This is a genomic window from Stutzerimonas xanthomarina DSM 18231 (assembly GCF_900129835.1).
In the GTDB taxonomy this organism is placed as follows: Bacteria; Pseudomonadota; Gammaproteobacteria; order Pseudomonadales; family Pseudomonadaceae; genus Stutzerimonas; species Stutzerimonas xanthomarina.
Window position 1 is genome coordinate 68,948 of record NZ_FQXA01000008.1, and the last position, 12,108, is coordinate 81,055.

Genomic DNA, 12,108 nt, shown 5'->3' on the forward strand with positions numbered 1-12,108 from the left:
TCTATGCGGAACGCGGAAGGAGGCGGGGTGAAGGGTTTGTTTGGTTTCACCGAAGAGCTCGCGGTCAGGACCGCTGTCACAGGTCCCGCCAGCCGCCTGGCTCGGCGGGAAACCGTAGGGCGGTTGCAACCTGCCCTGTGTTTTGGGGCGAGGGTCATCGGGCGCGATCTGTCTCGCCTCAGTTCTGGAGCACCCGCACCAGCCCGCCGTGGGAGCGGTCTTGACCGCGGACGGGCTACCTGCGCCGGCTTGGTCCAGAGCTGATGGCTGCCTTCGAATACATCGCCCTCGATCCGCGTGGTCGCGAGCAGAAGGGCCTGATCGAGGCGGACAGCGCGCGCCAGGCGCGGCAGCTGTTGCGTGAGAAGCAGTGGGCGCCGCTGGACGTCAAGCAGGCCAAGGCCAAGGAAGACACTGGCGGGGGCGGTTTCGCCTTTGGTCGTGGATTGTCGGCGCGCGACCTGGCGCTGGTGACCCGGCAGCTGGCAACCCTGGTGCAGGCCGCGTTGCCCATCGAGGAAGCGCTGCGTGCGGCGGCGGCGCAGTCGTCATCTCAGAAGATCAAGTCGATGCTGCTGGCCGTTCGGGCACGGGTGATGGAAGGCCATAGCCTGGCGGGATCGCTGCGTGAATATCCGTCGGCCTTTCCCGAGTTGTATCGCGCCACCGTTGCGGCGGGCGAGCATGCCGGACACCTCGGACTGGTGCTCGACCAACTGGCCGATTACACCGATCAGCGCCAACAGTCGCGGCAGAAAATACAACTGGCGCTGCTGTATCCGGTCATCCTGCTGGTGGCCTCGCTGGCCATCGTCGTGTTGCTGCTGGGCTATGTGGTGCCGGACGTGGTCAAGGTGTTCGTCAATACCGGACAGCAGCTTCCGGCGTTGACGACCGGGCTGATCGCGGTGAGTGAGGTGGTGCAGCGCTGGGGTTGGCTGATGCTCATCGGCATCGTCGCGGCAGTCTTGGCGATGCGACAGGCGCTGCGCGACGAAAAGATCAAGCGTCGCTGGCATGCGCTAATCCTGCGTATCCCGCTGGTAGGGCGGCTGGCGCGGGCGACCAACACCGCGCGTTTCGCCTCGACCCTGGCGATTCTGACCCGTAGCGGTGTGCCGCTGGTGGATGCGCTGGGCATCGCGGCGGCGGTGATCGCCAACCTGCGCATTCGTGACAAGGTCATTGAGGCGGCCCAACGTGTGCGTGAAGGCGGCAGCCTGACCCGCGCGCTGGATGCCACCGGCGAATTTCCGCCGATGATGCTGCACATGATCGCCAGCGGTGAAAAGTCTGGTGAGCTGGACCAGATGCTGGCGCGCACCGCCCGTAACCAGGAAAACGACCTGGCTGCGCAAATCTCCCTGATGGTGGGACTTTTCGAACCCTTCATGCTGGTGTTCATGGGGGCTGTGGTATTGGTGATCGTGCTGGCGATCCTGCTGCCGATCCTTTCTCTCAATCAACTGGTGGGCTAGTGAGAATGATGTTGAACAGACGCAAACAGGGTGGCTTCACCCTTATTGAAATCATGGTGGTGGTGGTGATCCTGGGGATTCTCGCCGCGCTGGTGGTGCCGCAGGTGATGAACCGCCCGGATCAGGCCAAGGTGACCGTGGCCAAGGGCGACATCAAGGCGGTCAGCGCCGCCCTCGACATGTACAAGCTGGACAACTATGCCTACCCCAGTACTCAGCAGGGTCTCGATGCGCTGGTGGAAAAGCCCGGTGGCAATCCGCAGCCAAAGAACTGGAATCGCGACGGCTACCTCAAGCGCGTGCCGAAGGATCCCTGGGGCAACGAGTACCAGTACCTGTCGCCGGGCACCCAGGGCCAGTTTGACCTGTATTCCTATGGTGCTGACGGCAAGCAGGGTGGCACCGAACTGAACGCGGATATCGGTAACTGGGACCTCTGATCGATGCCCCAGGCGCGCCGGGACGGTGGTTTCACGCTGATCGAGCTGCTGGTGGTGATCGTCATCCTGGGCAGCCTGGTGGGGCTGGCGGTGCTGTCGACCGGTAACACCAGCTCGTCGCGCGAGATTCGCGACGAAGCGCAACGTGTGGCGACCCTGATCAGTCTGATGGCCGACGAAGCCGTGCTCGATAGCCGTGAATACGGCTTGCTGTTCGATCAGGACGGTTACCGGGTCATGCACTACGACGAGGCCGATGCGCGCTGGCTCGATGTGGGCAATCGCGAAGCGCACCAGGCACCCGCGTGGATGCGCCTGGAGCTGGAGCTCGACGGCACCCCGCTGGAGCTGGTGGCCCCGGTCAAACGCGAGGATGACCCGGCAGGCCTGTCCGATGATGAAGACCGAGAGCGGCGGCGTGCTCCTCGCGTGCAGCCGCAGCTGCTGATTCTCTCCAGTGGCGAGCTGTCCCCGTTCACCCTGACCCTGTCCGATCAGCGACCTGGAGGGAGCCGCTGGACGGTGTCCAGCGATGGCTTTCGCATGCCGCGGGCCGAACCGGTGGAGCAGCGTCGATGAGTCATCGTCCGGCGCGCTCGCGCGGCTTCACCCTGCTTGAAGTGCTGGTGGCGCTGGCAATCTTCGCCATCGTCGCCGCGGTGGTGCTGACCGCGGCCGGGCGCAGCGTGAGCAATGCCGGGCGGCTGGAAGCGCTGACCCTGGCCGGCTGGATCGCCGACAACCGCCTCACCGAGCTGCAGCTGCAACAACCGGCACCGAGTATTGGCCGCGAAGATACCCGCTTAGAGTTTGGGGGTCGTCAATGGCAGACCCTCAGCGAAGTGGAAACCAGCGGTACGCCCGGTTTGCTGCGTATTCGCGTCTGGGTCGCGGCCGCCGAGCAGCGGCGGGGTGTCGGGGGTGGGCCAATCGAAGAGCGCGCGGTGACCAGCCTCATCGGCTTCGTTGGCGTTGACCCATGACGATCCGCACAGCTCGTGCCACCGCAGGCTTCACGCTACTGGAATTACTGATCGCTATCGCGCTGTTCGCGCTGTTGGGCTTGGCCACCTACCGCATGCTCGAAGCGGTGATGCGCAGTGACGAGGTGGTGCGCGCACAGGAAGTGCAGCTGCGCGAAATCGGTCGCGCGATGTGGAGTTTGGAACGCGACCTCATCCAGGCCATGCCGCGACCAGTGCGCGACGGCTACGGTGACGAACAGAATGCTTTCATCGGCCAGATGGCCGGCTCCGCGGATGGCGTTTCGCTGGAGCTGACCCGCAGCGGCTGGCGTAACCCCACGGGTATGCGTAGGGCCAACCTGCAGCGGGTACGCTGGCGGCTGGCTGGCGACACGCTGGAGCGGGTCTATTGGGTGGTGCTCGATCGCGACGTGGACAGCGAACCACGGGTGCAGCCTGTGCTCGACAACGTGCAGGCGCTGCGGCTGCGCTATCTGGATGCGGAGAACAGCTGGCACGAGGAATGGCCTCCGTTCGATTTCGGTCGCGGTAATCCGGAGGAACAGGCGCGGCGGCTGCCGCTCGCCGTGGAGGTCTCCGTCGATCACCAGCGTTACGGCACCATCACCCGCCTGCTGCGGTTGCCGGATGGCCCGACGCCGGCGCCGCAATTCATCCAGCCAGACTCCCAGGGCGTGCCGGAACCCGGCGGCGTGGGAGAGATGCAATGAGAGGCCAGCGCGGCGTCGCACTGATCACCGTGCTGCTGGTGGTCGCCATCGTCACGGTGATTTGCGCCGGGATGATCGCGCGTCAGCAGTTGTCGATCCGGGGCACCGGCAACCAGCTGCAGGCACGCCAGGCCTGGCATTTCGCGCTGGGCGGGGAGGCGCTGGCGCAGACCTTGCTGCGCCGCGATCTGCAGCTGTCCGGCCAGGGCACAGGGCAACCGGCGGTCGATCATTTGCTGGAAGCCTGGGCGCTGCCGCAACCGGCGTACGATCTCGATGAAGGACAGGGGCAGGTTCAGGTACGTATCGAGGATCTGGCCGGGCGTTTCAATCTCAACAGTCTGGTGCAGGAGCAGCAGCCCAACGCGGCAGCGCTTGCCCAGTTTCGCCGGTTGCTGCTGCGCCTGCAGATCACCGAGCCTTATGCCGAGCGGCTGGTGGACTGGATCGACAGCGACCAGCAACCCAGCGGCGAGTTTGGTGCGGAGGACAATGCCTATCTGCTGCTCGACCCGCCCTATCGCACGGCGGGCAGACGGCTGGAGGATCTCTCCGAGCTGCGCCTGCTGCTCGGCATGCGCGACGAGGATTTTCAGCGACTGGCGCCCTACGTCAGCGTGCTACCGGCCGATACACCGCTGAACATCAACACGGCCAGTGCCGTGGTGCTGTCGAGCCTCGCCGACAGCCTCAGCCCCAGCGCCGCCGAGTCGCTGGTGAAGGCGCGGCAGGCCACCCCGTTTCGCGACACAGCCACTTTCATGGCGCAACCGGCGCTCAGCGGTGTCCAACTTCAAGGCACCAATATTGCGGTGGCCAGTCAATTCTTCCAGGCCATCAGCGAGGTACGCCTGGCGGACCGCCGTCTGGCGCTGGTGAGTCGCTTGCGGCGTGAGGAAAATGGCGATGTCCGCGTGCTGCAGCGCAACCTGGGACAGCCGCCACGACTGCCCCGACCAACCAATGACGGAGAGCGATAGCCGATGGACTGCCTGTTTCTGCCCGCTGACTGCGGCGCCCGGATCGACCGCGACACCCGCGTCTACTGGCTGCCGGGCGAAGGCGACGATGGCTGGATACCGCTGGCGAATGTCATCGAAGGAGCGTCGGCGGCGGTGACGCTGGTGCTGCCGGCCGAGGTATGCAGCGCGTTCGCAGTCAACCTGCCGACGCGCAAAGCGCGCTGGGTCAATCAAGCGCTGGCCTACGCAGTGGAGGAGCTGCTGGCCGAGAATGTCGATGACCTGCACCTGACCCATGGCGATGCGCTGGAAGATGGGCGGCGGCGGGTCATCGCTATCCGCCGGCAGCTGCTGGCCAACTGGCTGGAGGATCTCAAGGCGCTCGGCCTGACCATCGTCGCGATTCATGTCGATGCCGACCTGTTGCCACGCGACGGCACCCAGCTGCTGTTCATCGACGGCCGCGCATTGCTCGGCGGCAGCCCGGAAGCCCGACTGGCCTTCGAGAGTAGGCAATGGTCGCACCTGGCCAGCCAGTGCCCCGTGCCCCATCACGGGCACGGAAACCTGGATGCGGCGCCAGCGCCGCTGGACGACTACCAGCAGCTTGACCAACCTTACCGGTTCCTCGCCTCGGGACGCGCCGCTGCGCTCAATCTGGCACAGGGCGATTTTGCCATCCATGCTGCGGGTAGCGGGCTCGGCCAGTGGAAGCCGGTTATGGTCGTGCTGGCGCTGGTGTTGGCCGTGCAGTTGGTGTTCAACCTGGTCCAGGCCTGGACGTTGGAAAGTCAGGCCGAGCGCTATGCCGACGCGAGTCGCGCGCTCTATACCGAGCTGTTTCCCGAGGACCGTCGCATCGTCAATCTGCGCGCGCAATTCGACGCACATATCGGCCAGAGCGCCGGTGCGTCGGCAGAATTCATGCGCTTGCTGAATGAAGTGGCGCTGGCCTTGGCCGAAGGCATTCCGGTGTCGATCGGGCAGCTTGATTTCAACCAGGCCCGTGGTGACCTGGCCTTGCAGGTGCGCGCCAGCGATTTTGCAGCGTTGGAACAGCTGCGTCAGCGTCTGGGCGAGACCGGGGAAAGCGTTCAGCTGGGCTCCGCCAGCAGGGACGGCAATGCAGTCAGCGCGCGCGTAGTGATCGGAGGTCAAGGATGAACTTGCGACAACAGATGCGCGTGCGCCTGGCCGAATCGCCCCTGTGGCTGCGCTGGCAACGGCTGCAACCCCGCGAGCGCCTGTCGCTTACCTTGCTTGGCGCTTTTTTGCTGGTGGTGTTGTTCTACGTTCTGCTCTGGGCACCTGCCCAGCAGCGCGTGCGGGACGCGCAAGCGTACTTCCAGCAGGAGCGTGAAATGCATGCCTATCTCGAGCAAAACACCGAGCTGGCGCGACAGATGTCGCGCAGCAATCCGGTTTCACTGGCGCCGGAGCAGCTACAGGGATTAGTAACGCAAAGTGCGCAGCAGAGCGGCCTGACCATCGAGAGCTTCGATTTCGGCAATGACGGCAGCCTGCAGGTCACGCTCCCCGGCGCATCTTATGGCGCGCTGTTGCGCTGGTTCGATGAGCTGCAAGCCGCAGGAGCGAGCCTCGCCGAGGTCAGCATCAGTCAGGTTGGGGAGGGGCTGGTCGATGCGCGGGTGAGCTTCCGCGCGAACGGCTAACCGGCGCACAACGGCGGCGATAAACAGGTCAGGTTGCCAGCAGCGCCGCGGTAAGCGCTGCTGCCAAGGCTCACTGCGAGGGATGAATCTGCATCGCCAGGGCACGGAGCGCGGCTTCGGCGTCGAGCACCTTGTTGACCACGTCGTGTGCCTTGTCACGGCTCAGTCCGAGGCGATCGAAGAGATCCTGCGGAATCTCGCTGTAGGGACCGGAACCGATGCCACGGTTACGCAGCAGCCGGACCGCCAGGCAGACCAGGTTGGCATGCCCGGCATGCTCGCCCTGATAGTGCGGGTCATGCTGGAAGCGCAGTGCCGTCGAGAGCTCGTCAGGCATCCCCCAATAGCGCATCAGCCATGCGCCGATCTGCTCTCGGGTGATGCCCAGCAGGTGCTGTTCGATCGCGCTGTGATTCAGATGCGGGTTGACCTCCAGGTGTCGACAAATCAGCGAAAAATGCGGCGGAAAGACGTGCGCCAGCACCAGATAGCCGAAATTGTGCAGCAGCCCCGCCAGATAGCTGATACCCGCTTCAGGTCGCTGAGCGCGCGGGATGGCGCGGTTCAATCCTTCGATCACCGCTGCGGTATAGATCGACTGCTGCCAGTAGGGCGTGGCCTGCTGCGGCTGATCCTTGGGCAGGCTCAGGCTTTTGCCGAGTGCCAGCCCCAGCGCCAGGTTGATCACCAGGTCGAAACCGAGCACCCGTACGATCGCATCTTCCACCGAGCGGATCTTGCCGGGCGCGGCGTAATAGGGCGAGGCGGCCCAGCTGACCACCTGTGCCGCCAGCGCCGGGTCGGTCTCGACCACGCCGGTGATATCGTCCACGGTGGCGTCAGGGTCGACCCGCAGTTTGATGATTTTCTGTGCCGTCTGCGCCAGCGGCGGAATTTCGATGGTTTCCTCCAGCCGCTTCTGAATGCGCCGGGCGGTGAAGCTTTGCACCGCCTTGGTAATGTCCGCGCTGTCCTCTTCCGGACGGTCGAGGTTGGGCTGGATGGTGCTCAGCGGAACGGCAAACTGGCCGGCGCTGGCTTTGCTGAGCAACTGCTTGAAGTCATGGCTGGCTATTTCCAGCAGCAGGCCGGGCTGCCCGCTTTCGATGAACAGCAGCGGCTGCCGCAGCAGGCGCTCTTCATACAGACAGGGTGAGCTGGTCAGTGGCGGCAGGCCTGGCAGAACTTTCAGGTCGTGCTTGGACAGCATTCGAGTGAGCCGCTCGGGCTTAACCGCCACCAACTGGCGCCCGGTCAGTTCAACCAGACGTGGCAGATCGAGCAAATGGTCGCTGGGATAGAGCACCAGCAGCGCGCCGATAGCGTCGTCGACCAGAATGGCCTGCACGCGCCGGGCCGGATCGAGGTCCGGCCGATCCTCGCAGGTGCGGTAAGGCAGTGCCAGCTTGTCCAGCAGCTGCACGATCATGGGTGGGAGCGTAATGTTGTTTTTGGTCTCAGCAGCCGAGTTCATGGAAAGTCCATCTTTATTCCCGATCGGCGCAGTATAGCCTTAGCGTTAGTGCGGTTTGGGTTTGCCGACGAGCGTCAAACCTGCCCGTATTGCTGGCCATGGCGCAGCCAGCGCTCTAGCAGGGGGCTTACGTGCTGTGGCCAGTGTTCCAAAAGCGCCTGTGCCGCATCGCGTACGGCCGGCAGCAGATCGGCGTCGCGCATCAGATCAGCGACCTTGAACTGCAGCAGGCCGGTCTGCCGGGTGCCCAGCATTTCCCCCGGCCCGCGCAGCTCCAGATCCTTTTCCGCAATGATGAAGCCGTCACTGGTCTCGCGCATGATCGCCAGTCGTTCACGACCGATCTGCGAGAGCGGCGGGTGATAGAGCAGCACGCAATGGCTGGCCGCGCTGCCACGCCCGACCCGGCCACGCAGCTGGTGTAGCTGAGCAAGGCCCAGGCGCTCGGGGTTTTCGATGATCATCAAACTGGCATTGGGAACATCGACGCCGACTTCGATGACGGTGGTAGCGACCAGCAATTGCAGGCGACCTTCCTTGAACTCGGCCATCACCGCGGCTTTTTCGGCGGGCTTCATGCGGCCATGGATCAGCCCGACATTGAGTCCGCCGAGCGCGGCGGAGAGGTCTTCGAAGGTGGTTTCGGCCGCCTGGCAGGTCAGCTCCTCGGATTCCTCGATCAGCGTGCAGACCCAGTAGGCCTGGCGCCCTTCGTTGCAGGCCGAACGCACACGCTCGATAACTTCCAGGCGGCGGCTGTCGGCCACCAGCACGGTGTTGACCGGGGTACGGCCCGGCGGCAGTTCATCGAGAATCGAGGTGTCCAGGTCGGCATAGGCGCTCATGGCGAGCGTTCGCGGGATGGGTGTGGCGGTCATGATCAGCTGATGCGGGCAGAGTCGCCCGTCGACACCCTTGCGGCGCAGCGCTAGCCGCTGTTGCACGCCGAACCGGTGCTGTTCGTCGATGATCACCAGGGCGAGCCTGCTGAACCGCACTTCATCCTGGAACAGCGCGTGGGTGCCGACCACCATCGAGCAACCGGCGGCGATGCGTTCCAGTGCCGCGGCCCGTGCCTTGCCCTTGAGCTTGCCGGCCAGCCAGGCGACCTCGATGCCCAGAGGTTCGAGCCATTTGCAGAAGGTGATGAAGTGCTGCTCGGCCAGAATCTCGGTCGGCGCCATCAGCGCCACCTGATAGCCGGCTTCCAGAGCCTGCAGCGCGGCAAGCGCAGCAACCACAGTCTTGCCGGCGCCAACGTCGCCCTGCACCAGGCGCAGCATCGGTTCGTTCTGAGCAAGGTCATAGGCGATCTCCGCACCGACTCGCTGCTGGGCGCCAGTGGGCTGGAAACCGAGATTCTGCAGATAACGTTTCGGCAGCTCACGGGCCGCAGGCAGCGGCGGAGCGTGCTGAGCGCGGCTGCTCTCGCGCAGGCGCTGCATGGAAAGCTGATGCGTCAGCAGTTCCTCGAAGGCCAGACGGTGCTGCGCCCAGTGGCGGCCTTCGGCGAGTTCTTCCAGATCGGCATCTGGCGGCGGCCGGTGCAGGTAGCGAATCGCTTCGTCCAGCTTGGCCAACCGGTAGTCGCGGGTCAGCTCATCAGGCAGCCAGTCGGGCAGGCTGTGCGGGCCAAGCCGCGCCAGCGCTTGCTGGGTCAGCTGGCGCAGGCGTTGCTGCGTCAGGCCTTCGGTAGTCGGGTAGATCGGCGTCAGGGTCTGCTCGACGGGCGCCGGCTCGTTGTCGGTCAGCGCCCGATATTCGGGATGGTAGATCTCCAGCCCCGACGCGCCTGGTCGCGCTTCCCCGTAGCAGCGTACCTGGGTGCCGCGCTTGAGGGCTTCCTTTTGCGCCTGGCTGAAATGATAGAAGCGCAGGCTGAGGCTACCGCTGCCGTCATGCAGGCGCACCAGCAGACTGCGGCGTCGGCCCATCACCACGTCGGCGCCCGTAACGGTACCTTCGATTACCGCATCCTGGCCCGGCCGCAGGGCGCCGATCGGTACGATGCGGGTGCGGTCCTGATAGCGCAGGGGCAAGTGAAACAGCAGGTCTTGCAGGGATTCCAGCCCGACCTTGGCGAGCTTTTCGGCCAGCGCCGCACCGACGCCCTTTATCGCGGTCACCGGGACCGCAGCCAGCTCGCTCATGGCATCAGGCTTTGTCGGCGGGCGGTTTCGCAACCGAGCACAGGCGGATGGAGTCGGCCAGCACTTCGATGGCTCGTGGGCGTGGGAAGCTGGCGCGCCAGGCAATGGCCACGGTGCGGAACGGCACGGGCGGTGTCAGCGGACGGATGTCGAGCACACCGGCCGAGTAGTGATGGCTGTCCACCGCGGAGAGCGGCAGGATGGATACGCCCAGCCCCGACGCGACCATGTGGCGGATGGTTTCCAGCGACGAAGATTCCACGGTGGTGTGGCTCGGCGCCTCACCCTTGCGGGTGGTCGGGCAGGCTTCGAGGACCTGATCGCGGAAGCAATGACCTTCACCCAGCAGCAGCAGGCTCTTGTCGTTGAGCATCTCGCTGTCGATGGTGTCCTTCTTCGTCCACGGATGGCCGGCCGGCATCAGCACGTAGAAGGGCTCGTCATACAGCGGCAACGTGAGCACGTCGGCTTCCTGGAACGGCAGCGCGATGATGATGGCGTCCAGCTCGCCAGTGCGCAGCTTGTCGCGCAGGATGTGGGTGAAGTTCTCTTCGATGTACAGCGGCATGTCCGGCGCCACGCGATGCAGCTGCGGGATCAGGTGGGGGAACATGTAGGGGCCGACGGTATAGATGGCGCCGACCTTGAGCGGTGCGGCCAGTTGATTCTTGCCCGCCTGGGCCAGCTCACGAATGCTCTGCGCCTGCTCCAGCACTTTCTGCGCCTGGGTAACGATGCCTTCGCCCACCGGGGTCAGTCGCACCGCGCTCTTGGTCCGCTCGAAGATCAGCACGCCAAGCTCGTCCTCAAGCTTCTTCACGCCCACCGAGAGGGTTGGCTGGCTGACGTGGCAGCGTTCGGCGGCGCGGCCGAAGTGTGATTCCTGGGCGAGCGTGACGATATAGCGCAGTTCGGTCAGAGTCATAGGGTTATTCCATCAGAGTGCGGGCTAGCATAGCCTTTGCTCGTGTTCGAACCAACTGGCCAGCAGCCGTTCCCTTATTAAGTGATCAACGTGAATCCTGCTGACAGCAGTACACTCATGAAAGGCGGGCCGAATCGATGGCCCGCATCGGTTAAGGAGCAACCGTCATGGCATCTCGACCCTCTGTAATGATCGCCGGCTGCGGCGATGTCGGTATTCGCCTCGGCCTGCAGCTGAGCCGCGCGGGGTGGACGGTATACGGCCTGCGCCGTCAGGCGGCGAGCCTGCCGGTACCGATCCTGCCAGTACGTGGAGACCTCGCCTCGAGCGCGGTCCCGCGTGGCTGGCCCAATGGCAACCTGGACTACCTGGTCTATGCCGCTTCGGCCAGCCAGCATGACGAAGCGGGTTACCGCAGCGCCTATGTCGATGGCCTGCGCAACGCGCTTGGCTGGCTGGAGCAGCGGGGCCAGCGGCCGAAGCGCGTGTTCTTTCTTTCCAGCACCGGGGTCTACGCGCAGAGCGGTGGCGAGTGGATTGATGAAACCTCGGCCACTGAGCCCACCGGCTACACCGGCCAGGTAATGCTCGAAGCCGAACAGCTGGCGCTCGATTGTGGATTTCCCGTGACGCGGGTGCGCATGGCCGGGTTGTATGACCCGGCGCGACCGTGGATGCAGAACCAGGTGCGCTCAGGGTTGCGGGTCGAGCGCGATCCGCCGCAATACAGCAACCGCATTCATCGTGACGATGCGGCTGCGCTGCTGGCCTGTCTGCTGCAGACCGATCTGGCCGGAGGTGATCTGGAAGACTGTTACCTCGGCGTGGATGACGACCCGGCTCCCCTGCACGAAGTGGTCGACTGGCTGCGCGAGCGGCTGGGCGTTACCCAATGGGCCGAGCAGACAATGACCCGCCGCGCCGGTAGCAAGCGCTGCAGCAATGCCCGAGCGCGGGCGCTTGGTTGGGTGCCGCAATATCCCAGCTATCGCAACGGCTATGCCTCCGTTCGGCCGGGCAAGGGCTGAGCGAGTGCCCGCATCTCGGTCGGCGGCGGCTTGGGGGCGCTGTTCGACATGACATTCGAACCGCGTCTGCCCAAAGCATAGGGCTGCTTCGCTGCGGTGCTTTTCGTGGGAGCGGTCTCGACCGCGAACGAAGTGAGGCACGGGTACGGGTTCGTTGTCATTCACGCGGTATCGGGCGTGACGCTTGCTACTTAGTCAGGCGACTCGCTCGCGCGGTTTGACCACTCATTTTCGCGGTCGAGACCGCTCCCACAGCCCCGGGGTCGTTCGGCGTCGAACCAG

General features: G+C 64.7%; 12 protein-coding genes. 9 read left to right on the forward strand and 3 right to left on the reverse strand.

Translation table 11 applies throughout. From position 1 onward, the window contains the following. The first annotated feature begins 263 nt into the window (after positions 1–263). Genes xcpS through BUE09_RS18410 form a run of 8 tightly spaced genes read left to right on the forward strand, consistent with a single transcriptional unit; the run spans position 264 to position 6,249 of the window. Positions 264–1,478 (forward strand): GspF family T2SS innner membrane protein variant XcpS, encoded by a 1,215-nt coding sequence (gene xcpS / locus BUE09_RS18375; protein ID WP_073303289.1) that lies wholly within the window; start codon positions 264–266, stop codon positions 1,476–1,478. A gap of 5 nt (positions 1,479–1,483) precedes the next feature. After that, positions 1,484–1,918, forward strand: coding sequence for a type II secretion system major pseudopilin GspG (gspG, locus tag BUE09_RS18380; protein ID WP_073303291.1), 435 nt, complete (start codon positions 1,484–1,486; stop codon positions 1,916–1,918). A gap of 3 nt (positions 1,919–1,921) precedes the next feature. Beyond that, the gene (gspH, locus tag BUE09_RS18385) at positions 1,922–2,497 is read left to right on the forward strand and encodes a type II secretion system minor pseudopilin GspH (protein WP_073303294.1); all 576 of its coding nucleotides are present in this window, start codon (positions 1,922–1,924) and stop codon (positions 2,495–2,497) included. After that, positions 2,494–2,901, forward strand: coding sequence for a type II secretion system minor pseudopilin GspI (gene gspI, locus BUE09_RS18390; protein ID WP_073303296.1), 408 nt, complete (start codon positions 2,494–2,496; stop codon positions 2,899–2,901). Before gspH ends, gspI begins: the two co-directional genes overlap by 4 nt. Next, on the forward strand, positions 2,898–3,614 hold the full coding sequence (gene gspJ / locus BUE09_RS18395; protein ID WP_073303297.1) for a type II secretion system minor pseudopilin GspJ: 717 nt from the start codon (positions 2,898–2,900) through the stop codon (positions 3,612–3,614). The genes gspI and gspJ overlap by 4 nt, the downstream gene beginning before the upstream one ends. After that, positions 3,611–4,594, forward strand: a complete 984-nt coding sequence (gspK, locus tag BUE09_RS18400; RefSeq protein WP_073303299.1) for a type II secretion system minor pseudopilin GspK — start codon at positions 3,611–3,613, stop codon at positions 4,592–4,594. The genes gspJ and gspK overlap by 4 nt, the downstream gene beginning before the upstream one ends. A gap of 3 nt (positions 4,595–4,597) precedes the next feature. Further along, positions 4,598–5,740: a type II secretion system protein GspL gene (gene gspL / locus BUE09_RS18405; protein ID WP_073303302.1), complete on the forward strand. Its 1,143-nt coding sequence runs from the start codon at positions 4,598–4,600 to the stop codon at positions 5,738–5,740. Continuing rightward, the gene (locus BUE09_RS18410; protein ID WP_073303304.1) at positions 5,737–6,249 is read left to right on the forward strand and encodes a type II secretion system protein M; all 513 of its coding nucleotides are present in this window, start codon (positions 5,737–5,739) and stop codon (positions 6,247–6,249) included. The genes gspL and BUE09_RS18410 overlap by 4 nt, the downstream gene beginning before the upstream one ends. Before the next feature lie 70 nt (positions 6,250–6,319). On the opposite strand, the gene BUE09_RS18415 is transcribed toward BUE09_RS18410, so the two are convergent. The 3 genes from BUE09_RS18415 to BUE09_RS18425 form a co-directional block, all read right to left on the reverse strand. Beyond that, on the reverse strand, positions 6,320–7,723 hold the full coding sequence (locus BUE09_RS18415) for an aminoacyl-tRNA deacylase and HDOD domain-containing protein (protein ID WP_073303306.1): 1,404 nt from the start codon (positions 7,721–7,723) through the stop codon (positions 6,320–6,322). A 74-nt stretch (positions 7,724–7,797) separates the two neighbouring features. Beyond that, positions 7,798–9,873: an ATP-dependent DNA helicase RecG gene (gene recG, locus BUE09_RS18420; protein WP_073303308.1), complete on the reverse strand. Its 2,076-nt coding sequence runs from the start codon at positions 9,871–9,873 to the stop codon at positions 7,798–7,800. A 4-nt stretch (positions 9,874–9,877) separates the two neighbouring features. Continuing rightward, the gene (locus tag BUE09_RS18425; RefSeq protein WP_073303310.1) at positions 9,878–10,798 is read right to left on the reverse strand and encodes a hydrogen peroxide-inducible genes activator; all 921 of its coding nucleotides are present in this window, start codon (positions 10,796–10,798) and stop codon (positions 9,878–9,880) included. A gap of 167 nt (positions 10,799–10,965) precedes the next feature. On the opposite strand from BUE09_RS18425, the gene BUE09_RS18430 reads away from it, so the two are divergent. Continuing rightward, entirely contained in the window at positions 10,966–11,826 is an 861-nt protein-coding gene (locus BUE09_RS18430) for a Rossmann-fold NAD(P)-binding domain-containing protein (protein WP_073303316.1), read from the forward strand. The last annotated feature ends 282 nt before the right edge of the window (positions 11,827–12,108 follow it).